Source organism: Herbaspirillum huttiense, assembly GCF_047300815.1.
GTDB lineage: Bacteria > Pseudomonadota > Gammaproteobacteria > Burkholderiales > Burkholderiaceae_D > Herbaspirillum > Herbaspirillum huttiense_A.
The window spans coordinates 2,199,203-2,219,464 of sequence record NZ_CP178608.1 but is presented as its reverse complement, the minus strand read 5'-3'; the positions used below and the strand labels follow the sequence as shown (position 1 = coordinate 2,219,464).

Annotated in this window: 24 protein-coding genes and 3 pseudogenes; 24 read left to right on the top strand and 3 right to left on the bottom strand. The window is 64.6% G+C overall.

Features of this window, described 5'->3' with window-relative positions; translation table 11 throughout:
• Nucleotides 1-601 precede the first annotated feature (601 nt).
• Nucleotides 602-1,237, bottom strand: a complete 636-nt coding sequence (locus ACLRDN_RS10260) for a cation transporter (RefSeq protein ID WP_003098972.1) — start codon at nucleotides 1,235-1,237, stop codon at nucleotides 602-604.
• A gap of 384 nt (nucleotides 1,238-1,621) precedes the next feature.
• Between ACLRDN_RS10260 and ACLRDN_RS10255 the strand changes: the two genes are divergently transcribed.
• Nucleotides 1,622-1,858, top strand: coding sequence for a hypothetical protein (locus tag ACLRDN_RS10255; RefSeq protein WP_003098970.1), 237 nt, complete (start codon nucleotides 1,622-1,624; stop codon nucleotides 1,856-1,858).
• A gap of 12 nt (nucleotides 1,859-1,870) precedes the next feature.
• On the top strand, nucleotides 1,871-2,245 hold the full coding sequence (locus ACLRDN_RS10250; RefSeq protein ID WP_011516992.1) for a DUF3703 domain-containing protein: 375 nt from the start codon (nucleotides 1,871-1,873) through the stop codon (nucleotides 2,243-2,245).
• Nucleotides 2,246-2,312: 67 nt separating this feature from the next.
• Here the strand turns inward: ACLRDN_RS10250 and cadR are convergent, their stop codons facing one another.
• Entirely contained in the window at nucleotides 2,313-2,711 is a 399-nt protein-coding gene (gene cadR, locus ACLRDN_RS10245; protein WP_003098965.1) for a Cd(II)/Pb(II)-responsive transcriptional regulator, read from the bottom strand.
• A 91-nt stretch (nucleotides 2,712-2,802) separates the two neighbouring features.
• Here cadR and ACLRDN_RS10240 point away from each other — a divergent pair, with 91 nt between their 5' ends.
• The 9 genes from ACLRDN_RS10240 (at nucleotide 2,803) to ACLRDN_RS10200 (ending at nucleotide 11,010) form a co-directional block, all read left to right on the top strand.
• Nucleotides 2,803-5,715, top strand: coding sequence for a heavy metal translocating P-type ATPase (locus tag ACLRDN_RS10240; RefSeq protein ID WP_003098961.1), 2,913 nt, complete (start codon nucleotides 2,803-2,805; stop codon nucleotides 5,713-5,715).
• A gap of 3 nt (nucleotides 5,716-5,718) precedes the next feature.
• Nucleotides 5,719-6,219, top strand: coding sequence for a signal peptidase II (gene lspA, locus ACLRDN_RS10235; RefSeq protein ID WP_003098955.1), 501 nt, complete (start codon nucleotides 5,719-5,721; stop codon nucleotides 6,217-6,219).
• Between the two features lie 336 nt (nucleotides 6,220-6,555).
• Nucleotides 6,556-6,867: a hypothetical protein gene (locus tag ACLRDN_RS10230; protein WP_003108988.1), complete on the top strand. Its 312-nt coding sequence runs from the start codon at nucleotides 6,556-6,558 to the stop codon at nucleotides 6,865-6,867.
• Between the two features lie 337 nt (nucleotides 6,868-7,204).
• The gene (locus ACLRDN_RS10225; protein WP_003116833.1) at nucleotides 7,205-7,417 is read left to right on the top strand and encodes a hypothetical protein; all 213 of its coding nucleotides are present in this window, start codon (nucleotides 7,205-7,207) and stop codon (nucleotides 7,415-7,417) included.
• Between the two features lie 21 nt (nucleotides 7,418-7,438).
• Nucleotides 7,439-7,831, top strand: coding sequence for a hypothetical protein (locus ACLRDN_RS10220; protein WP_003116832.1), 393 nt, complete (start codon nucleotides 7,439-7,441; stop codon nucleotides 7,829-7,831).
• Between the two features lie 182 nt (nucleotides 7,832-8,013).
• A complete protein-coding gene (locus ACLRDN_RS10215) occupies nucleotides 8,014-8,700 on the top strand; it encodes a hypothetical protein (RefSeq protein WP_003116830.1) in 687 nt (228 codons plus the stop codon).
• 83 nt (nucleotides 8,701-8,783) lie between these two features.
• Entirely contained in the window at nucleotides 8,784-9,521 is a 738-nt protein-coding gene (locus ACLRDN_RS10210; RefSeq protein WP_003116829.1) for a hypothetical protein, read from the top strand.
• A gap of 97 nt (nucleotides 9,522-9,618) precedes the next feature.
• Complete coding sequence (locus ACLRDN_RS10205; protein WP_003116828.1) at nucleotides 9,619-9,897, top strand: hypothetical protein; 279 nt, start codon at nucleotides 9,619-9,621, stop codon at nucleotides 9,895-9,897.
• Nucleotides 9,898-10,185: 288 nt separating this feature from the next.
• Entirely contained in the window at nucleotides 10,186-11,010 is an 825-nt protein-coding gene (locus ACLRDN_RS10200) for a hypothetical protein (RefSeq protein ID WP_003098941.1), read from the top strand.
• Between the two features lie 261 nt (nucleotides 11,011-11,271).
• Here the strand turns inward: ACLRDN_RS10200 and merR are convergent, their stop codons facing one another.
• The gene (gene merR / locus ACLRDN_RS10195) at nucleotides 11,272-11,679 is read right to left on the bottom strand and encodes an Hg(II)-responsive transcriptional regulator (protein ID WP_003098939.1); all 408 of its coding nucleotides are present in this window, start codon (nucleotides 11,677-11,679) and stop codon (nucleotides 11,272-11,274) included.
• A 71-nt stretch (nucleotides 11,680-11,750) separates the two neighbouring features.
• On the opposite strand from merR, the gene merT reads away from it, so the two are divergent.
• The 13 genes and pseudogenes from merT (at nucleotide 11,751) to ACLRDN_RS10130 (ending at nucleotide 20,236) form a co-directional block, all read left to right on the top strand.
• Entirely contained in the window at nucleotides 11,751-12,101 is a 351-nt protein-coding gene (gene merT, locus ACLRDN_RS10190) for a mercuric ion transporter MerT (RefSeq protein WP_003116827.1), read from the top strand.
• A gap of 12 nt (nucleotides 12,102-12,113) precedes the next feature.
• The gene (gene merP / locus ACLRDN_RS10185; protein ID WP_003116826.1) at nucleotides 12,114-12,401 is read left to right on the top strand and encodes a mercury resistance system periplasmic binding protein MerP; all 288 of its coding nucleotides are present in this window, start codon (nucleotides 12,114-12,116) and stop codon (nucleotides 12,399-12,401) included.
• A 10-nt stretch (nucleotides 12,402-12,411) separates the two neighbouring features.
• Complete coding sequence (gene merA, locus ACLRDN_RS10180; RefSeq protein WP_003098932.1) at nucleotides 12,412-14,100, top strand: mercury(II) reductase; 1,689 nt, start codon at nucleotides 12,412-12,414, stop codon at nucleotides 14,098-14,100.
• An 18-nt stretch (nucleotides 14,101-14,118) separates the two neighbouring features.
• Complete coding sequence (locus tag ACLRDN_RS10175; RefSeq protein WP_003098931.1) at nucleotides 14,119-14,634, top strand: Tn3 family transposase; 516 nt, start codon at nucleotides 14,119-14,121, stop codon at nucleotides 14,632-14,634.
• Nucleotides 14,598-15,116, top strand: a pseudogene (locus ACLRDN_RS10170) (Tn3 family transposase); the annotation flags it as partial. The gene ACLRDN_RS10175 and the pseudogene ACLRDN_RS10170, both read left to right, overlap by 37 nt.
• Nucleotides 15,117-15,143: 27 nt before the next feature.
• Nucleotides 15,144-15,446: pseudogene (locus tag ACLRDN_RS10165) on the top strand (DUF3085 domain-containing protein); the annotation flags it as partial.
• Between the two features lie 141 nt (nucleotides 15,447-15,587).
• Nucleotides 15,588-15,951: pseudogene (locus tag ACLRDN_RS10160) on the top strand (XF1762 family protein); the annotation flags it as partial.
• A 397-nt stretch (nucleotides 15,952-16,348) separates the two neighbouring features.
• Complete coding sequence (locus ACLRDN_RS10155; protein WP_003116825.1) at nucleotides 16,349-17,254, top strand: DUF3577 domain-containing protein; 906 nt, start codon at nucleotides 16,349-16,351, stop codon at nucleotides 17,252-17,254.
• Between the two features lie 145 nt (nucleotides 17,255-17,399).
• Complete coding sequence (locus ACLRDN_RS10150; protein ID WP_003116824.1) at nucleotides 17,400-18,227, top strand: DUF932 domain-containing protein; 828 nt, start codon at nucleotides 17,400-17,402, stop codon at nucleotides 18,225-18,227.
• 94 nt (nucleotides 18,228-18,321) lie between these two features.
• The gene (locus tag ACLRDN_RS10145) at nucleotides 18,322-19,011 is read left to right on the top strand and encodes a DUF3275 family protein (RefSeq protein ID WP_003116823.1); all 690 of its coding nucleotides are present in this window, start codon (nucleotides 18,322-18,324) and stop codon (nucleotides 19,009-19,011) included.
• 94 nt (nucleotides 19,012-19,105) lie between these two features.
• Nucleotides 19,106-19,447, top strand: coding sequence for a hypothetical protein (locus ACLRDN_RS10140; RefSeq protein ID WP_003116822.1), 342 nt, complete (start codon nucleotides 19,106-19,108; stop codon nucleotides 19,445-19,447).
• Nucleotides 19,448-19,551: 104 nt separating this feature from the next.
• Entirely contained in the window at nucleotides 19,552-19,959 is a 408-nt protein-coding gene (locus ACLRDN_RS10135) for a hypothetical protein (RefSeq protein ID WP_003116821.1), read from the top strand.
• A gap of 16 nt (nucleotides 19,960-19,975) precedes the next feature.
• On the top strand, nucleotides 19,976-20,236 hold the full coding sequence (locus tag ACLRDN_RS10130) for a hypothetical protein (RefSeq protein ID WP_003090124.1): 261 nt from the start codon (nucleotides 19,976-19,978) through the stop codon (nucleotides 20,234-20,236).
• The last annotated feature ends 26 nt before the right edge of the window (nucleotides 20,237-20,262 follow it).

Genomic DNA, 20,262 nt, shown 5'->3' with positions numbered 1-20,262 from the left:
CCAGCCGTCCCCGGCCGCGGGACCTGAAGGTAGCTTCTCTGCGAGCCGCACCACGCGCGTTCTGTTGATCTGCGTTTCTTCCGCCCTCTGCGAAGGGTCTCCCGGTGGCTTGCCAGGCTGCACGAGCCACCGGGAGACCCTTCGTGGTCAGCGGTAATCGGTGCCGGTGCCCGCCGGTGCAAAAACGGGCTCCCTTTGTGCGCGGATGTGCGCCAGACGATGCCGGCCCCAGCCACGACATGGGCCGGGTGTGATTGCTTGATGAGCAGACGGTTCTAGCGACGACCGGGCCTGCCAATCAGCCCACGGGTGGTTCCTCTTTTCTCCCGAGCCGAAGGCCGTTGGGCCTTCGGCGCCATTCTCCTGCCCATCAACGTCCCGGCCCGGCCATTGGCCTGGGCCACACGAACAGGAGAGACGACATGCACCCTCAACCTTGCGCACCGCTGCTGTACGGCAGACGGAGGTCGAGAACGGCATGCCCGCCTATCGCGCGGCCATCGCCAATGGTACGCTCGGCTGCAGCCGAGGCCGTAGCCCAAAGGCTGGACTACCTCTTTTGCAGAGGTAAACCTCGGGATGAACTGGGCGAAAACATGCCTTATGTGCCCGCCTTACGGCGAGCTGTTTCCGATGCTTCGCGCAGGATTTCCCGCCCCCCATTCGCTGCGATTGCGGCCACGATGACGCCCAGCACCAGATCCGGGATGTTCGACCCGAACCCCATCACCAGCACCCCGGACAGCACAATCGCACCATTGACGATGGAGTCGTTGCTGGTAAAGATCGCTGACGCCTTGAAGTTCACATCTTCCCCGCGATGGCGGCGCAGTAGTCTGAGGCACACTAGGTTCAAAGCCGCGTTCAGCGCGGCCATGGCCATCATGGCTGGGCCGACAGGCTCTTCCCCTCCAGCGAAGCGGCGTAGGACTTCCAACAGCAGCAGCGCGGCCAGGCCGATTAGCAAGAAACCCGACAAGCGGGCCGCGCCCACCTTGACCGTTGCCGCACGACCGACGGCATACAGGCTAACCGCATAGACCGACGCATCGGCGAGGTTGTCCAACCCGGCGCCCATCAGCGCCGTAGAGCCAGCCCAGATGCCAAGGGCAATGCCGGCGGCGGACTGCGTCAGGTTGATCAGCAACACAGTCAGAAGAATCTTTCGGTCCTTCGCATCGCTCGCATCTAGGCGGCCCAACTCGTCGTTTTCGTGATTTCTGTGGTTTTCAGCCATGCATTGTTCCTTCCAAATCGATGGATGCTGAAGCCTGTAGCGGCTGGAGAGTCAAGGCGCAGATGCAACGAACTTGCCACAGGGTCTTCCCGGACGCCCTTGACTCTACCGTAGCTAGAAGGTTTTCCAATCCAGTCAGAGCTTTAGGACAGAACAGATGAGCACCAATGCGCCCCCTTCATTGCGACTGTCATCCGGTATGGCTGCTATCCACTGATCCGTGGCGCCACTGCGGTTGTGCTCTTCGGCGAGCTCGCGACCGGCCGGCCGTCTTTTCCGACGGAGCTACTCACAGTGATCGTCGCGCTCGCTTGTGCCGCCTTGCTAGAGGGCGGGCGGCCTTTCCACTCCCCGTTGAGCCAGTAGCGGCGTTCCAAGCTGTGGTTGGCCGTCGGCGCATGGCTCGGCTTCTTGGTCGTGCATCTGGCCTTCCAGCACTCCAATCTGGGATACCGGGTCGGGCCGTTGGGATTGTTGATCGGGGTGGCTGAAGCCCATCGCTGGCATCACAAGCGTGAGCACGAAGACGCCCAAGTCAACTACGGCGATTTCTGGATGCCCGGGGGCCACTTGTTCAGCGCTTTCCGGTCGCAAAAGCACACGCTGGGCGCCAAAGAGTGACACTCAAGAAAGATGGACTTTCCAATGGACTACGGCCCGCAGCTTGTCTATCCCTTCCGGAGCCGGCCAGCAGCGGCAAACGCTTGCGCTGCTGGCTATACGATCTTGCCCACGTCGCATTCTTGCGCGAGTCGGGCCTTGCGGCTTCTTGCGAAGCGATCGCGAGTTGCGTGGCGTGCCCATGAGTCGGGCCGCGTCGTGGCGCACTGCTACCTTGGCCTGCACCTGCACCTGCGCAGCCACGCCGCGATGCTCGGTCTGGCCTGGAGAACCCGTAAGGTGGCGGAGATTGCGGCGCGCAGGTCGTCCGGCTCGCGCTGGCTCCTGTGGGCCACGCCCTCGGTCGCACGCCGTCTCAAAACGTCAGAATCGCGCGCTTTCGCATGATGGAGCGCGGCACGTGGCTCTCAGAACTGGACCCGATCACTTCCAGCACCGATGACACGCTCGAGCTTCAGGCGGGCTCGGCCAAGCTGTTGAGAATGCCGCACTCGCGCGAGGTTCGGGCGCTATCGCAGGAGCGTCGCAGATCCATTAACTCGCGCTCCAAGGCGCGCAATTCCTTCATCTTGGTCCGCACTTGCGCGATATGAGCGTCGACCAGCGCGTTCACCTCGCCGCAGCCCAACTCTGGCCGATCCCGTAAGTTCAGCAGTTGACGGATCTCATCCAGCGTCATGTCCTTCGCCCGGCAGCGGCGGATGAACAGCAAGCGCTGCAAATGGACTTCGTCATAGAGCCTGAAGTTGCCCTCGCTACGTGCAGGCTCGGGCAGCAAGCCTTCTGACTCGTAAAAGCGCACGGTCTGCACCAAGCAATCTGCCTTCTTGCCCAGTTCACCGATCCGCATCATGGTTGCTTCCTATAAAAAACTTGACTCTATATCTACTAGAGGTTTTCTAATGATGGCATCCGGGGAAAACCTTGTCAATGAAGAGCGATCTATGAACAAAGAACCTTCCAGCCCATGCGCCTGCTCCGGCGGCAATGGCCAACAGACGGCGTGCGCCAGTGAGCAGGCCAGCACTGAAACCACCGTTTTCCACGTGAGCAACATGGATTGCCGCAATGAGGAAGCACTGGTGCGGCGAACGCTGGAGGGCATGCCCGGTGTCGAGCGGCTCCTGTTCGATCTTCCGCAGCGTTTGTTGACCATTTCGCACCGCGAAGTCTCGGCCGATGCCTTGGAGCAAGCGCTGAATTCGGTGGGCATGAAGGCTCAGGCTGTCCGAGACGCCGCCGTGTCGACCACCTACCGCATCGAGAACATGGACTGCCCGAGCGAGGAGAAACTCATCCGCTCGCACCTCGGGGCAGTCGAGGGAATTCAGGACCTCGACTTCGACCTCGCTGAGCGCACCCTGTCGGTGAAACACCTCGCTCAGGCACGCGCGCAGATGGAGCAGGTCCTGGCCTCGATCGGCATGCGCGCCAAGGAGCAGACCTTCGGCCACACGGGGCCGATCGAAGCCGCGGCTGTGATCCCATCCTCGGCCCTGCAGCAGCAACCAACCGCTGCCGTTTCCGCGCCGCCGATCGGCGAGCGGGTGACGTACCGGATCGAGAACATGGATTGCCCGACGGAAGAAGCGCTGATCCGCGACCGGCTGGGCAAGCTGCCGGGTGTGACCGCGCTCGACTTCAATCTGATGCAGCGTGTGCTGGGAGTCCAGCACACGCTGGCGACCTCAGCGCCGATCGAGAAGGCGCTTGCTTCCATTGGAATGCAGGCTGCGCGGCAGGACATGCAGACAGCCACCACGGTACTTCGCATCGCGAAGATGGACTGTCCGACCGAGGAAAGTCTGATCCGCGGCAAGCTGCAAGGCATGCCGGGCGTGCAGGGAATGGATTTCAACCTGATGCAGCGCACGCTCACGGTTCGGCACACACCCGACGCGATCAAGCCGGCAGTCGAAGCCATCGAATCGCTGGGCATGGAAGCCGAGGTCCAGAGGACTGATGAGCCGCGCGATGCCCCGGTGGCCGCGCACAAGACCAATTGGTGGCCGATGGCGGTTTCGGGCGTTGCGGCGGTGGCCGCCGAAGGCGTGTACTGGGTCAACGACGGCAATCATTGGGCCGTGATCGTGCTGGCACTGGTTTCGATCTTCACCGGCGGCCTCAGCACCTACAAGAAGGGCTGGATCGCGCTGAAGAACCTCAACCTGAACATGAACGCCCTGATGGCCATCGCGGTCACCGGCGGCATGGCGATCGGCCACTGGCCGGAGGCCGCCATGGTCATGTTCCTGTTCGCGTTGGCGGAAGTGATCGAGGCGAAGTCGCTGGACCGCGCCCGCAACGCCATTCGGGGGCTGATGGACTTGGCGCCCGAGACCGCGACCGTGCGGCAGGCCGATGGCTCATGGACAGAGCTGCCGGCCAAGGAGGTCGCAAAGGGCGCGGTGGTCCGCGTGCGTCCTGGCGAGCGCATCGCACTGGACGGCCTGATCACCTCGGGTCGATCGGCCATCAACCAGGCGCCCATCACCGGCGAGAGCCTGCCCGTCGAGAAGGCCGAAGGTGACCAGGTCTTCGCCGGAACCATCAATGAGACCGGCTCTTTCGAATACAAGGTGACCGCAGGCGCCAGCGACTCGACGCTCGCGCGCATCATCCATGCCGTGGAGTCCGCGCAGGGCAGCCGTGCGCCCACGCAGCGCTTCGTCGACCAGTTCGCCCGCGTCTACACGCCGGCGGTGTTCGCGGTGTCCGTGCTGGTTGCCGTCGTGCCGCCGCTCGCCTTCGGCGGCGCATGGTTTGACTGGGTCTACAAGGCCCTGGTACTGCTGGTGATCGCCTGCCCCTGCGCTCTGGTCATCTCCACGCCGGTCACCATCGTCAGCGGCTTGGCCGCTGCCGCCCGACGCGGCATCCTGATCAAGGGTGGCGTCTACCTGGAGGGCGGGCGCAAGCTCAAGGCGTTGGCCCTGGACAAGACCGGCACACTCACACATGGCAAGCCCGAGCAGACCGACTTCGTGCCGCTGATCGGCGAGGCGCAGGAAGTTGCCGCCTGGGCCGCAAGCCTCGCGGCACGCTCGGACCATCCTGTGTCTCAGGCCATCGCCCGCAAGGCGAACCGTGACGGCATCGCGCTGCACGAGGTCGACGACTTCGCGGCGCTGCCTGGCCGCGGCGTGCGCGGCCGCGTCGCCGGGCGCATGTTGCACATGGGCAACCACAGGCTCGCCCAGGAGCTGGGCCTGAGCGAAGCGACGCTCCAGGCTCGGCTGGAGACCCTGGAGCGCCAAGGCAAGACAGCGATCCTGCTGATGGACGATGCGACCGTGCTCGGCATTTTTGCAGTGGCCGACACCGTGAAGGAAACCAGCCGTGAGGCGGTGGCCGACCTGCAGGCGCTGGGTGTGCGCACGCTGATGCTGACGGGGGACAACCAGCACACGGCCGCGGCCATCGCTGCCCAGGTCGGAATCTCTGAAGCCCGTGGTGACCAACTGCCCGAAGACAAGCTCAAGACCATCGAAAGCCTGGTCGGCGGCGAGGGCCAGGTGGGCATGGTGGGCGACGGCATCAACGATTCGCCCGCGCTCGCCCGTGCCGACATCGGCTTCGCCATGGGCGCGGCCGGCACCGACACCGCGATCGAAACAGCCGACGTCGCCCTGATGGACGACGACCTGCGCAAGATCCCCGCCTTCATCCGGCTGTCGCGTAGCACTGCGGCGATCCTCACGCAGAACATCGTTCTGGCCCTTGGCATCAAGGCGGTGTTCCTTGCGTTGACGTTCACAGGGCATGCCACCATGTGGATGGCTGTGTTCGCTGACATGGGGGCAAGTCTTTTGGTTGTCGTCAATGGGCTGCGCCTCCTGAAGTTCAAGGCGGCATGAACAATGGATGAACCATCTCTTCGCAAGACGCAGTGGTACTCACTCGCGATCGTTATATTCGCCGGCGATCAGGCAGCTAAGAGCTACATTGACGCGACAACTCCCTTGGGTTGGTCGCACGAGGTGGCGTCATTCTTCAACCTAGTTCACGCTCTCAATCCCGGCGCGGCGTTCAGCTTCCTTGCTGGCGCGGGCGGCTGGCAGCGGTGGTTTTTTCTGGCGATCGCGTTCGCAATATCGGCATGGCTCGCATGGCTGCTCTCCCGGCCGCTGCGCAAAACGGAAGGCCTTTCGTACAGCCTCATTCTGGGCGGCGCATTGGGCAACGCGTTCGACCGCGCCACGCGCGGGCACGTTATCGACTACATCGACTTTCACCTGCACGGCTGGCACTGGCCCGCCTTCAACATCGCTGACATGGCCATCGTGGGCGGGGCGATCGCGCTGGTGGCCCAGTCGTTCATGAGCGTGGAGAACCCGGCCGCCACAAAGGAGTCCCAGTGACATTGGGACGATCCGGAAATTCGCAATGCACACGGTGCAGGACACCAATCTGAAGAGAACGGCCCCCAGCATGAGCGGCCGCGGCTTGGCCCTCATGCTAGCGCCCACCGCCGCTTTTGCTGCAACGCCCTGTTGCGATGGCGGCGATTGCTGCAACGACGTCGCAATGCCTTGCTGTGAATAAACAGCACGCAAGCCAGTTGACCTGGCAATTATGAAAGTCCATCACGGCGATGCTGGCCTTTTTCGTTCCAATGAGCCGTCACGGAGAGGTGATGATGAAGCTATGCCGGGATCCTGCAAGCTTTAGGACGGTCTTCTTTACCGCATAGCGATATGCTGATGTCACCCGTTCGCCTCGCCTGGCAAGTACAAGTAGTTCGTCGCGGTTTTCTGGCCGTGTCCGCCCGCTTCGCTGGCCCTTTTGCCCCAAACAAGCGCAATCATGCCTGCGTTACCACCAAAGTTCGCCCCCGCCAGTTGCTGTTCCTAAAGGGCATCAAGCTCAACGCCATCGCCGACCGGCCAGCGTATTTCGCATCGCTGCGTGCCCGTCGGGGCCAGCCCATCGTCATCCTCGCAGAGCTGGGACCGGACGAGGCATTCGCCCTGTGGAAGCAGCATGTACTGGGCGACAGGCCTCGCTGACCCAGTTTCGCCTCATCCTCCTGACAGCCCCGCACTTATTGCGGGGCTTTCTTTTTTCCGCGTTCGCCAATCGGGGCTGTTGCAAATGCCGATTTCCGGCTGACGCGGCTCGCCTCGCGCATGAAGCTGCCCGCATGTGTCGCTGATTCGTCAGCACCATGCCAGCAGCCAGAGTTTCCAGGCTGCCGCGGATTCTTTCCGCGCTACCCGCCAGTCCGCCATCGCATCGAGTCTGCGGACGCGCGTCACCCGTGACGCCGATGCTTTTTTCTCAACCGCGTGCGGGAGCTGCCATCCCGTGAGGGACGAGGCCCCGCTTTTTCCAAGGAGCCCGTCCATGTCCCAGCAAGCCTCTTTCGGCCAGTTGGCCTTGATCCATTGCGGCAAGTTCCTGCCGCTCGAAATCCTGCATAGCGCCGCCGGCCACTACATCGGCACGCGCGATACAGAAGGTCCCGTTTCGCGGGAATCCTGCCAGTACTTCCGCAGCTATGCCGCGGCTCAACGTGCCCTCGAAAGAGGCGGCTGGTCCCAGCTCGCCACACCCTGATCCAACTGGAGGAACCACGTCATGAACCAGCTTTTGCCCCAGGAAGTCGTCGATCAGATCATGCGGGAAGAGCAGCATTTCGCCGCCGCGCCCCAAGCCTTCTTCGAGGTCTGGAAGCGCGGCGTCGAGATCGCAGGCCCGCAATGGTTTGGCGACGGCACGCGCGAAGGCCTGAACCAGGCAAAGAGCAAGTGGGATCTGCGTCCCGACATGCTGCGTGCCAACGACGCACTCGGCGTCCTGAGCAGCGGGGAACGCATGTTCCTGTCCGCCATGTTCAGCTTCTACAACGCGCGCGAGGGCGGTGCCATGCTCAAGCGCTGCCACTTCCAAGGACTGTCGGACTTCGATGGTCTCGATCTGCAACGTCGCCAGGTGATCGCCGACCTGCTGCTGAACTACAGCGGTTGGTGAGCCGGTCCCTGGCACACCTTCATCACTGCGTTCACGGGACCCCATGAGGGACATGCGCCTCGTTCGAGGCCATGTCCCTCGCGTTTTCTCCCCGCCCAGCGCCATCCGGCATCAGGCGGTTTCCCCTGCGGATGCCATCGTCCGCAAGGGCTGGCTCCGTTCATTCATCGAAAGGAGCCTTCATGGCCAACAACTACTACGAAGCCACCGGCGTTCTCGTGCTCGACCGTGTGACGCCCGTCATCCAGGCGCTGTTCGGCGCCTTCGCGCTGGACGAGAGCCACCCCGGCAACGGGCAGGCCTACATCGCCCAGATCGCCGAGACCACCAATCCGCAATGGCCGGACGTGCTCGATGGCCTGGAAGACCTGGCCACGCAACTCGGTATTCCGATGCCGGACGACGAAGGGCTGTCGATCCCGCCGCTGCTCGAACTGCTCGCCGTGCACTTCCGTGCCGATGAGGACGAAGAGCTGGGGAACTTGATCGACCGTCATTCGTTCGAGGACACCGCCGATCTCGACGCATTGTTTCTGATCGCCACCCGGTTCGATGACGGGCACCACCTGACCGCCATCCAGTTCGAGGGCTGCTGGTACTGCAGCAAGCCGCGGCTGTTCGAGTTCGGCGGCAACGGCTGCTACCTGAGCCGCGAGGTCCGCTTCATCAGCTCCTCCTCCCAGGCCCTCCAGCTCGGCGACCAATTGCGCAAGACCATTGTGGCCGCCGACATCGAAGAGGCTTCGGCCCTGATCGCGCTGGAGACCATCAATCTGCTGGCGGGCGTCAGCGACGAGCCATTCCGCATGAATTTGCGCCGGCGCGTCGCCGAGCGATTGGCCCAAACGCCAACGATCAGCGTCACCTGACGCTGTTTCCTTTCTTTCCACCCACCGGGGTCAATTCCCGGTGGCGGGGATTTGCTCCATCATTATTCTGTTGGAGAAATCCCATGTCCCAGAATCCCAATCCCTTTCTACGCGGCTACTGGAATCTGAAAATCGTCCGCACGCTGTCCATCAGCTACGAGGACGGAAGCCCGCATGTTTGGCGAAACATCCACCCGAGCCAGCAGCACCTCTGCGACGCGGCGCTGGTTTCTTCTCCTTGCATCATCACCAGCGACTTCGCGGTGGTCAGGACTGGCACCGAACCTGTCGGCGCCGCACTGATCGCCGAATGCGACGCGGCTGAAGGGGGCAGCGGCGAAGGCATGGTGGGTGCCGTGGTGTACGCGATCCACGGCGACGACTTCGACGGCCGCCCCGTCCACATTGGCGACACCTATTCGGCCGAGGCCGCACGGGAAGTCGTGCAGCGGTTGAGCTTCGAGACCGGCTACTACAGCCGGTGCTGGGAAATCAGCAGCGCGCACATCAGCCGCGAAACCGGCCAGTACCTGGCCAACCTGGCTGACCTCGCGACGCCGGAGGCCTTTTTGTTCATCGCGTTCCGGATTCCCTACAGCCCGGCGATCGGCGTCAAGCTGATCTCCACGCCCTGGACGGACCAGCACCTGCAGGACGTCGAGGGGATCGCCGCCGAGCAGCTTCGGCAGGAGCACCGCAGCAAGGGCATGCCGGACGAGCTGGCACAGATCCTTGAACTGGCCGGCCAGGCCGACGTGCGCATCCTCATCCTCGATGCCGACGCACCCGTGTTGCCGGGCCTATCGCTGGCCGGCGAATAGCTGCCACACACATCCCCGGCCTTCCTTGTCCTCACCGCATGCCGGCCCGGTCTCCCGCCAGAGAGCCGGGCCGGCGCACTTTCACAGGAGCGATCCCATGTTCCCCGACCTCATCACACCCGCATCCGACTTCGAGCACCAACTCGGAGCCTGCGTCAACGCCATGAGCCAGGAAGATGCCATCGGCCAGATCCTGGTATTCGAGCGCATGAGCGGCACGCTGCACATGCGCCATATCGCCAGCGCCGACCTGGTGGACACCGACGTGGACGACTACGAAATGGTCGTCTTCGACGGTGGCAACACAAGCGGCGACACGTGGAAACACGTGTTCTTTCCGCGTCAGCGCGAGCACTACTTCGTGTACCAAGCCTGATTCCTCCAGCCCCTTTCGAGGGGCTTTTTCTTGCCCGCAGCACAGGAAAACGGTTGTGGTGCGGTGCCGTTTCCTGCGGGCAGGCAGACCGCCCCAGGGCCATGCTTGCCCCATGTTCGTCGGCGTTGCCGGCACATGCCCAGGCAGTCGAGACCTTCGAGGCTGCAAGCGCGGGAAACCGTGCTGGTCGTTTCTTCCTACGGACCTACCGCGTCCATCCACGCCACCCACAAGGGACCTCTCCCTTGCGGGCGGGGAATCCCTTGTTTTTCCTCAAGGAGTTTCCCCATGGATCGTTCCCTCATCAAATCCATGATGCCTTCGCTGGTCGCAGGCCATGTGCCCCGCAACGTGCGGTCGTTCAAGTACCGCGTGTTCGATGATCAGCCGCTGTCCTCAACGCTGGGCTTCGCCATCGACCCCCAACCCTTCGACGGCAAGGTGGTCGCCGCGACCGACGATGCCATCGTCGTCAAGCTCAAGCCTTCCGAGTTCGCGGTGCTCGATCCCAGCCTGGTGACCACGGTTCCTGCCGAAGGCGCCAAGGTGCATGTCCAACCCTATGCCCGTCGTCGCTTCGACGGACTGCGCGCGGACACGCCGGAGGTCATCACCGAGGAGACTTCGGACGGCACGCCGTACACCATCACGAGGCACATCCTCGGCTCGGCGCCGGCCAAGCTGCCCATTCCCACGCCGCAGTGCATGGAGTTGGGCCAGCTCATCGAGCAGTTGGAGGAGATGCCGGCCCCCGATCGCTTCCGGCGCATCACCCACATGCTGGTGGATGCCGGTGCCCGCGACTTCACCTGGGTCGATCCCACGCCCTCCAAGATCATCGAGACCCCGCCGGCGATCAGCTTCACGGTCTCGACCGCGAAGTTCGAGGGCCGGGTGACGATCCTCTACGACCGCGGCGGAGACACCTACGTGGTGGAACTGCACCGTCAGAACGGTGAATCGGTCGAACTGGTCGATCGGCACGACGAGGTGTATTTCGACATGCTCGGCGAAGTGCTGGAGAGGCTCATCGACGACGGGCGCTGGCGCCAGATCGACGTGAGCATCCTCGACGCGAAAGCGGCCCGCAAGCGCCAGGCCGTCCCGGCATGACGCCCCGCAGCGAAACCGGGCGGTCCTGCGGCTGACCCGAGGCATCCGCCACGGCGTTCCAGCCGTTCCGGCCGCGTGCACTACAGGCCCTTCATCCCATCGGATGGAGGCCTTTCTCATTCTTCCACACAGGAGATTTCATCCATGTCACTGCGATTCAAAGGCGCTGACCTGCGCCCCGTGCTGACCGAAGCCATCGCCAATCAGGGGTCGTCTCAGAAAACGGAAAAAAATCGTACGCTAAGAGCCGAAGTGGGCCCTTTAGCAGCAATGCAAAGCTGCGATCAACGGGCAGGAAACATTGCCATGGTGCGCGTTGCACTCTCTCACTAGCGTCGACAGGGCCTCTTCCATCCGCGTGAGGTCCGCCATGCGTGCGCGCACATCGGCCAGCCGGTGAGCAGCCAGTTCGGCCGCCTCGCTGCAATGGGTGCCGTCCTCCAGTTTCAGGAGCTGGCCGACTTCATCCAGGCTGAATCCCAGGCGCTGGGCTGACTTCACGAACTTCACCCGCGCCACGTCCGCCTGCCCGTAGCGGCGGATGCGACCGTAGGGCCGCTCCGGCTGGGGTAGCAAGCCCTTGAGCTGATAGAAGCGGATCGTCTCCACGTTGACCCGGGCTGCCTTGGCGAAGGCCCCGATGGTCAGATTCTCTTGAGCGTTCTCCATGGCGCTTGACTCCGTAGTTGACTACGGAAGTAACGTTACAGCATCAAGCGAAGTCCCGGAAGGAGAACCTTATGTCGGAACCCAAGAACGGCTGCGGCGCACTGGCGACCGGCGGCGTCGCGGCCGTCCTCGCCTCGGCCTGCTGCCTCGGCCCCCTTGTCCTGGTCGCGCTCGGCTTCTCTGGCGCGTGGATCGGCAACCTGACCGTGCTGGAGCCGTATCGGCCGATCTTCATCGGCGCAGCGCTCATCGCGCTGTTCTTCGCCTGGCGCAGCATCTTCCGACCAGCCCATGCCTGCAAGCCCGGCGACGTTTGCGCCGTGCCCCAAGTGCGGACTGCCTACAAGGTGATCTTCTGGATCGTGGCCGCCCTGGTTCTGGTTGCCCTCGCGTTTCCCTACGTCCTGCCGCTGTTCTACTGAAAGGAGATCACCATGAAGAAACTCACCACCCTCACCACCCTCATCGCCCTGGCCGCCGCTCTAAGCGCGCCCGCCTGGGCTGCCACCAAGACCGTCACCCTGTCGGTGCCCGGCATGACCTGCGCCGCGTGCCCGATCACGGTCAAGACGGCTCTGTCCAAGGTCGCCGGCGTCGAGAAGGCCGAAGTCAGCTTCGAGAAGCGGGAGGCCGTCGTCACCTTCGACGAGGCCAAGACCAATGCCGACGCCTTGACCAAGGCCACCGCAAACGCGGGTTACCCGTCCAGCGTCAAGCAGTGAGGGCGTAATCATGGCCGAGGCGATCACCCTCCACATCGAAGGCATGACCTGCACGTCGTGCGCCGAGCACGTCCAGCAGGCTTTGACGAACGTGCCCGGCGTGCGCGCGGCCTCGGTGTCCTATCCGCAGCGGCAGGCCGAAATCGAGGCGGATGCAGGCGTGAGCGTGGCCCCGCTGGTTGCCGCAGTGGCCACGCTCGGCTATCGCGCACGGCTTACCGACACGCCGAACAAGCCTGCCGGCCTGCTAGACAAGGCGCTGGGCTGGCTCGGTGGCGAAACGAAGCATGTTGGCGGTGAACAAGCGCTGCACGTGGCTGTGATAGGCAGCGGCGGCGCGGCGATGGCGGCTGCCTTGAAGGCCGTGGAGCAAGGCGCCCGCGTCACGCTGATCGAGCGCGGCACCATCGGCGGCACCTGCGTCAATGTCGGCTGCGTGCCGTCCAAGATCATGATCCGCGCCGCGCACATCGTCCACCTGCGCCGCGAAAGCCCGTTCGATGCTGGCCTGCCGGCCGCAGCGCCCGCTGTACTGCGCGAGCGGCTGCTGGCCCAGCAACAAGGCCGCGTCGAGGAGCTGCGCCATGCCAAGTACGAAGGCATCCTGGCAAGCACTCCGGCCATCACCGTGCTGCGCGGCGAGGCCCGGTTCAGGGACACGCGCACGCTGACCGTGGCGACCGCTGACGGCGGCACGCACGAGGTGAACTTCGACCGCTGCCTGATTGCCACCGGCGCGAGCCCGGCGCTTCCGCCAATCCCGGGCCTTGCGGACACACCCCACTGGACCTCCACCGAGGCGCTGGAAAGCAGCTCGCTCCCCGAGCGGCTGGCCGTGATTGGTTCCTCCGTGGTGGCGGTCGAGTTGGCGCAAGCCTTCGCCCGGCTGGGCAGCCAGGTCACGATCCTGGCGCGCAGCACGCTGTTCTTCCGAGAAGACCCGGCCATCGGGGAAGCCGTAACAGACGCCTTCCGCGCCGAGGGCATCGAGGTGCTGGACCACACCCAGGCGAGCCACGTTGCCTATGCGGGCGGGGAATTCGTGCTCACCACCGGGCAGGGGGAAGTGCGCGCCGACAAGCTGCTGGTCGCCACCGGTCGCGCGCCGAACACGCGCAGCCTGAACCTTGAAGCGGCAGGCGTCGAAGTCAATGCGCAGGGAGCCATCGTCATCGACCGCGCCATGCGCACGAGCGCACCGCACATCTTTGCTGCCGGCGACTGCACCGACCAGCCGCAGTTCGTCTATGTGGCGGCGGCGGCCGGCACGCGCGCCGCGATCAACATGACCGGCGGCGACGCGGCGCTGGACCTGACGGCGATGCCGGCGGTGGTGTTCACCGATCCGCAGGTGGCGACCGTGGGCTACAGCGAGGCGGAAGCGCACCACGACGGCATCGAGACCGACAGCCGGCTGCTGACGCTCGACAACGTGCCGAGGGCGCTCGCCAACTTCGACACGCGCGGCTTCATCAAGCTGGTGGCGGAAGCTGGCTCAGGGCGGCTGATCGGCGTACAGGCGGTCGCGCCGGAAGCGGGCGAACTGATCCAGACGGCCGCGCTGGCGATCCGCCACCGGATGACCGTGCAGGAGCTGGCCGACCAGTTGTTCCCCTACCTGACCATGGTCGAGGGACTGAAGCTCGCGGCGCAGACCTTCAACAAGGACGTGAAGCAACTGTCCTGTTGCGCCGGATGAGGAAAAGGGAGGTGTTCGATGAACGCCTACAGCCGCGCCAACCGCCGCATCTACGCGGCCTTGTCCGATCCCCTGTCGGCCACCCACCGGCACCGCCTCGACGATCTGCTCAAGCGCCACGACAACGGCAAGACGACCTGGCTGGCCTGGCTGCGCCAGTCGCCCGTCAAGCCGAACTCGCGCCACATACTCGAACACATCGAGCGCCTCAAAGCCTGGCAGGCGCTCGACCTGCCTTCCGGCATCGAGCGGTCGGTGCACCAGAACCGCCTGCTCAAGATCGCCCGCGAAGGCGGCCAGATGACGCCCGCCGATCTGGCCAAGTTCGAGGCACAGCGCCGCTACGCGACCCTGGTGCGCTCGCCATCGAGGGCATGGCCACCGTCACCGACGAAATCATCGACCTGCACGACCGCATCCTGGGCAAGCTGTTCAACGCTGCCAAGCACAAGCATCAGCAGCAGTTCCAGGCGTCCGGCAAGGCGATCAACGCCAAGGTGCGGCTGGCCACCTCGATCAAGCAGGGCACGGTGACGGCCTCGCTGATGCTCAGGAAACTCGGCAGCTACCCGCGCCAGAACGGCCTGGCCGTGGCGCTGCGCGAGCTGGGCCGCATCGAGCGAACGCTGTTCATCCTGGACTGGCTGCAAAGCGTCGAGCTGCGCCGCCGCGTGCATGCCGGACTGAACAAGGGCGAAGCCCGCAACGCGCTAGCCCGCGCCGTGTTCTTCAACCGGCTGGGCGAAATCCGCGACCGCAGTTTCGAGCAGCAGCGCTACCGGGCCAGCGGCCTCAACCTGGTGACGGCGGCCATAGTGTTGTGGAACACGGTCTATCTGGAACGGGCCTCAAACGCCTTACGCGGTCACGGCCAGACTGTCGATGACGCCCTGTTGCAGTACCTGTCGCCGCTGGGCTGGGAGCACATCAACCTGACCGGCGATTACCTCTGGCGCAGCAGCGCCAAGATCGGCGCGGGCAAGTTCAGGCCGCTACGACCGCTGCAACCGGCTTAGCGTACGATTTTTTCCGTTTTCTGAGACGTCCCCAATCAGTGCCGCATTGTCCTGGTCAAGGATCAGGGCGTGTACTTCCTCGCCGAGCGTGGGGAGCGTCGCCCGGATGGGCGCCAGGCACTGCTCGCCTACGCCGTCGGATGCAACCCGGACACCGACCCGTTCGATGACTGGTGGCACCTCGCCGGCCGCGAGCTGGGCGGCGATGACTTCGCGGAGTATTTCGACCCGAAGGACGGCCTGTTCACGCGCCTCCAGCACTCGGCGGACGATCTCGTGCTTTCCGCCACCGCCACGCACCTGTCCTTAGCAGTGGTGCCTCCCGCCTGACGCGGCAACCGCCTCGCAGCCCCCGCATCGGGGGCCTTCTTTTGTTCGCACCGCCGCCATCGCCGCGCGTGCGCGTTTGTCTCCAGCCGCCGAGGCACGCCCCGCCGGCCACAACGCCGGCATGCCACCGGAGACAACCGCATGAACACGCCATCGACCTCGCCGAGGCTGCACCTCCTACCGGTGTCGCTGCGCACGGCCAATGCATTCGTTCTGTCGCACCATCGCCACCACCGCCCGGTCCAGGGCGCGAAGTTCGCCCTGGCCGTCACGCTGAGCGACAGCGACCTGATCCACGGCGTGGCCATTGTCGGCCGCCCGGTCGCGCGGCACCTGGACGCTGGAAGTCACGCGGCTGTGCACCGACGGCACACCCAGCGCCTGCAGCAAGCTCTACGGCGCGGCCTGGCAGGCGGCAAGGGCGCTGGGCTACATACGCCTGCTCACCTACACCATGCCCGACGAAGGTGGCGCCAGCCTGCGCGCCGCCGGCTGGCGGCTGATCGGCGCGCGCGGTGGCGGCGCCTGGAGCCGTCCCGGCCGTCCGCGCGCCGATACCCCCGAGCACCTGCGCGGCGCCAAGTGCCTGTGACAGGCGCCGGGTGGCGCGGACAAAGGGAAGCGCCCGGGTGCCGATTGATTGCTGCCGCGCGCGCGAGGCCCCGCCATGCTGGCCCCATGCCTGCTGACGTCGTCAGCGACATGCCAGGCAACCATCGGTCTTCGAGGTTGCGGCGCAGTTCCCACTGCGTGACCGAGCCAGCTCGCACCGCATCCTTCCGCGAGCGGCCACCAGCCTCTGGTGGCGGATGCTTTCGCCTTATCAACCCACCGCGGGGTCACGCACCTTCCCCGCATGCGTGGGCCGGTGTGTCTCCGCTTCATCCCAATGGAGATTCACCATGAACACCACGTCCAACGAGAAATCGTATTTCGACCTCCACACCTCGGGCATCGGCTACATCCAGCGTGTCCGTGAAGTGCCCGTCCGGGGCGGCCGCCGTGCGCAGCCTTTCCTGGCATGCACCATCGCCGCGCTGGTCGGCCCCGCCCGGGACCCCAGCTACCGCTACTTCGACGTCAAGGTCTCGGGTGCCGAGGCCAAGAAGCTCGTTCAGCGCTACATCGGCGTTGACGATCCCAAGCAGCGCCCGCTGGTGCGCTTTCGCCTCGGTGACCTGTGGGGCGATGTGTACATCCGCGACAAGGGTGAGCAGAAGGGTCAGGCCGCCGCGTCCCTCAAGGCGCGACTGCTCAAGGCCGAACTGATCGACCGGGCCGAACTGGCTTCGATCGAGCAGCACGAGTTGATCACCCGCGGCATCGGCTATCTCAATCGTGTGAAGGACGTCACCCCAAAAGCTGGCGACTCGTTCCTCTCTTGCACCGTCGCGGCACTGGCCGGGCCTGTCGATGAACCGGAGTATCGGTACTTCGACACCATCGTCGCCACCCCGGAAGCCGAGCACCTGGTTCGCCGGTGCGTTCAGGCCGTCGAGGGTGACCGCAAGGTGCTGATCGCCTTCCGTCTGAACGACATGAAGATCGATCCGTACATCCGCACCAAGGGTGAGCACGCCGGGGAACCGGCCGCCAGCCTGGAATCGACGCTGGTCCACATCGGTCTCATCAAGATCGACGGCACCCAGGTCTATCCGACGAGCCAGGCGCAAGCCGAGGCGCCGCCGGCCGAAGACGCATCCGCGTCCGAAGCCGACGATGCCATCGACACGGCCACCGAGCCCGCCGAGCGCGAGCCCGAGGCGCAAGTCCAGGAGCAGGAGCCGGCATTGGCTGCTTCGTTCTGATCCGGCACGGCCTCTCACGGGGCCTTGTCGCTTTTCCTCCCCACGTACGCCGCGTCCCCAGGACGCGTGCTTGCGCATTTCATCCCCCGAGTTCCGCGTGGTCTCACGGCCACGCGGTTGTCGAATTTCTCAAAGGAGATCAGCCATGTCTCTGGTATCCCGCTTTGCTCCGCAATCCCCGATCCTGCGCTCTGATCGCCCACTCTCGGACGACCGCATTCGTGCCGTCGTTCCGTCGATCTTCGCCGACGCTCCACATGGGAGCCGGTCCGATCGGTATGCCTACATACCGACCTCGACCGTGCTGACCAAGCTGCGCCAGGAGGGCTTCGAGCCCTTCATGGTGTGTCAGACGCGCGTGCGCAACGAAGACCGGCGCGAGTACACGAAGCACCTCATCCGACTTCGCCATGCAAGCCAGATCAACGGCGACGAGGCGAACGAGATCATCCTGCTCAACAGCCATGACGGCACGAGCAGCTATCAGATGCTCGCCGGCATGTTCCGGTTCGTCTGCCACAACGGCCTGGTTTGCGGTGACACCACCGCAGACATCCGCGTTCCCCACAAGGGCGACGTGGCCAGCCAGGTGATCGAAGGTGCCTACGGAGTCCTCGAAGGTTTCGAGCGCGTGCATAACGCGCGCGATGCGATGCGCACCATCACCCTCGATGAGGGCGAAGCGGAGGTCTTTGCGAACTCTGCGCTCGCACTCAAGTACGACGATCCGGCCAAGTCCACGCCTGTCACCGAGAGCCAACTGCTGGCCCCTCGGCGATGGGACGACCGCAAGAACGACCTGTGGGCCGTCTTCAACCGCGTCCAGGAGAACCTAGTCAAAGGGGGCCTGAACGGACGCACGGCCAACGGCCGCAATCAGCGCACCCGTCCGGTGCAAGGCATCGACCAGAACCTGCGCCTGAACCGGGCGTTGTGGCTGCTGGCCGAAGGCATGCGCCAGCTCAAGGCGTGATGCCACGCGGACCTCGCCCACCTCGGGCGAGGCCATTTCCTCTCATCCACCGGGTGCCGTCGGCGGCCCGTCATTCATCATCAGGAGAACCATCATGGCAACCCCATCGGCTTCCGAGAAATCTGTTGCGCCCATCGTCGTCCCCGGCCAGCTCACGCTGCGTACCATCCGCGGCAAGAACGGCCCGTTCACGGTTGGCCGCCTCGCGACGCACCTCGGTACTTTCGAGGTCAAAGACCCGGAGCTGGAGCAGTACCCCGAAGGCAAGTACGACGGGGAATTCATCATCAGGTACATCTTCCCGAAGTCCTATCCGGTCGGCGGCGGCATGCGGTTCGAGATCCGTGCCAGCCTCGACGGCATGACGCTCAACGGCATCGACAAACTCAGCCGCGACGAAGCCCGCAGCTTCGCCACCCAGGACGTCGATCCGCTCGATGAAGAGCAAGGGGCGCAGCCTGCGGCAACGCCGGCCAAGCCCACCAAAGCGTCCAGGCCCGCCAAGCCCGCACCCGTGCAGGCGTCCGCGGACCCGCTGGTCGATACCACGCCCTTCGGCGTGGATGCGCCACCGCCTGCTACGGCCGCTGCCCCCGGCAGCACCGAAGACGGTGACGCCGCGCTCTTCGGCCTGCTGTGGCCGCTGGGCGAGTCCGTGAAACTGGATTCGACCATCGACCGCCGCACCCTGCGCGCGCAGATCGCCCGCCTGGGCGAGCTGGGCTACGCGCTGGACTTCAAGACGCAGGAGTGGAGCCGCCAGGCCGAACCAAAACCTGCGTGATCGCAGACGCCGCATGCGCGGTGTTCTTCATCCACCCGCCGGGGTTCCTTTCCCATGCGGGGGAGGCCCTGGCCATTTTCTGGAGGTCTCCATCATGTCCACCATCGCTTGCGATACCCCGCGTTCAACGCTGGATGAACCCGCGTGGCGGGACCTTTGCAAAGCGGCCGCCGCACACGCCCAGCGCGGTTGCGGCTTGTCCTACGACCACTACGTGACGCTCTTCAGTTCGGCGATCGACGCACAGGCCAATCGTTTGCCGGATGAGCAACGTGCTCAGGCTCTCGAAATCGCGGCCCAGGAATGGGACTACGCAACACCTGCCGAACGGCAGGAAACCCAGGACTGGAATGCGGAGCATGGCTATTGCTCGCACGGGATCGAGTTCGGCTACTGCCCGGCCGGTTGTGATCGAGACGATGACGACTGGGATTGAGGGCGACGCATAGGTTCCTTCGCCGCAGATGCGGCATTCCATCACCCGCTGGGGGTTCTTCCCCACGGGGAGGCCTTCAGCTCAACTTTTCGAGGAGGCCTCTCATGGGCTGGTATTTCTCAAACCAATCGCGGTCCGAACTGATCGCGGAACTGATCGCACCGCAAGAGACCGAGCGCGCCAGCGTCAAGGTCATCGCTCACACCCTGCGCGGCAACGTGCTGTGGTCCGTCGCCGAAGTGACCGCCAAGGTCGAAGGCGTGCATCGTGATCTCGCACCGGGCCAGTCCCTGCGCTACATCCGCTGCGATCTGCTTGAACGAAGCGGCGGCCAGTGGGGCTACAAGTCCTTGGACGAGTCCATGCACCCGTACTACTACACGTGCCCGCTGTCCTATCTGGACCTCGCACCGGAGCAGTCCGCCGACTGGCGTGCAGGCGTTCGCGCCTACCACGCCCGGCGGCGCACACCCACGGCATCCGCGGCATCCGCCGCGGCGTCGATGGCCTGAGCCAGGAGGAACCGACATGGACCCGATCCTGGCAACGCTTCCGCCCTCGTTGCTGGCACTCGTTGAAGGGAGTTTGTCCAACGACGAAGTGTCCTCCGACGAGGAAATGCTGGCGTACTTCATCGACAACGGCCTCACCGAGGACCAGGCACGGCAGGCACTGACCTACCGCGACCAGTACCTCAACAACATCTACCTGGAAGGCTTCACGCCGATCACTTCGGCGGACGAGCCGCTTCACTTCAACCCGCACACCCGGCAGTTCGAGCCGGACTGAGCGGTTTTCTTCCACCCCCTGGGGCA

Bases quoted from the DNA above. Each gene is read 5' to 3' on its own strand.
- ACLRDN_RS10215 (WP_003116830.1), top strand. From the start codon at position 8,014: ATGGCCAACAACTACTACGAAGCCACCGGCGTTCTCGTGCTCGACCGT.
- ACLRDN_RS10140 (WP_003116822.1), top strand. From the start codon at position 19,106: ATGTCCACCATCGCTTGCGATACCCCGCGTTCAACGCTGGATGAACCC.
- ACLRDN_RS10155 (WP_003116825.1), top strand. From the start codon at position 16,349: ATGAACACCACGTCCAACGAGAAATCGTATTTCGACCTCCACACCTCG.
- ACLRDN_RS10205 (WP_003116828.1), top strand. From the start codon at position 9,619: ATGTTCCCCGACCTCATCACACCCGCATCCGACTTCGAGCACCAACTC.
- ACLRDN_RS10175 (WP_003098931.1), top strand. From the start codon at position 14,119: ATGAACGCCTACAGCCGCGCCAACCGCCGCATCTACGCGGCCTTGTCC.
- ACLRDN_RS10145 (WP_003116823.1), top strand. From the start codon at position 18,322: ATGGCAACCCCATCGGCTTCCGAGAAATCTGTTGCGCCCATCGTCGTC.
- merT (WP_003116827.1), top strand. From the start codon at position 11,751: ATGTCGGAACCCAAGAACGGCTGCGGCGCACTGGCGACCGGCGGCGTC.
- cadR (WP_003098965.1), bottom strand. From the start codon at position 2,711: ATGATGCGGATCGGTGAACTGGGCAAGAAGGCAGATTGCTTGGTGCAG.
- ACLRDN_RS10230 (WP_003108988.1), top strand. From the start codon at position 6,556: ATGCTGATGTCACCCGTTCGCCTCGCCTGGCAAGTACAAGTAGTTCGT.
- ACLRDN_RS10150 (WP_003116824.1), top strand. From the start codon at position 17,400: ATGTCTCTGGTATCCCGCTTTGCTCCGCAATCCCCGATCCTGCGCTCT.
- ACLRDN_RS10210 (WP_003116829.1), top strand. From the start codon at position 8,784: ATGTCCCAGAATCCCAATCCCTTTCTACGCGGCTACTGGAATCTGAAA.
- ACLRDN_RS10130 (WP_003090124.1), top strand. From the start codon at position 19,976: ATGGACCCGATCCTGGCAACGCTTCCGCCCTCGTTGCTGGCACTCGTT.
- merA (WP_003098932.1), top strand. From the start codon at position 12,412: ATGGCCGAGGCGATCACCCTCCACATCGAAGGCATGACCTGCACGTCG.
- ACLRDN_RS10220 (WP_003116832.1), top strand. From the start codon at position 7,439: ATGAACCAGCTTTTGCCCCAGGAAGTCGTCGATCAGATCATGCGGGAA.
- ACLRDN_RS10240 (WP_003098961.1), top strand. From the start codon at position 2,803: ATGAACAAAGAACCTTCCAGCCCATGCGCCTGCTCCGGCGGCAATGGC.
- merP (WP_003116826.1), top strand. From the start codon at position 12,114: ATGAAGAAACTCACCACCCTCACCACCCTCATCGCCCTGGCCGCCGCT.
- ACLRDN_RS10135 (WP_003116821.1), top strand. From the start codon at position 19,552: ATGGGCTGGTATTTCTCAAACCAATCGCGGTCCGAACTGATCGCGGAA.
- ACLRDN_RS10260 (WP_003098972.1), bottom strand. From the start codon at position 1,237: ATGGCTGAAAACCACAGAAATCACGAAAACGACGAGTTGGGCCGCCTA.
- ACLRDN_RS10225 (WP_003116833.1), top strand. From the start codon at position 7,205: ATGTCCCAGCAAGCCTCTTTCGGCCAGTTGGCCTTGATCCATTGCGGC.
- ACLRDN_RS10200 (WP_003098941.1), top strand. From the start codon at position 10,186: ATGGATCGTTCCCTCATCAAATCCATGATGCCTTCGCTGGTCGCAGGC.
- lspA (WP_003098955.1), top strand. From the start codon at position 5,719: ATGGATGAACCATCTCTTCGCAAGACGCAGTGGTACTCACTCGCGATC.
- merR (WP_003098939.1), bottom strand. From the start codon at position 11,679: ATGGAGAACGCTCAAGAGAATCTGACCATCGGGGCCTTCGCCAAGGCA.
- ACLRDN_RS10250 (WP_011516992.1), top strand. From the start codon at position 1,871: ATGGACTTTCCAATGGACTACGGCCCGCAGCTTGTCTATCCCTTCCGG.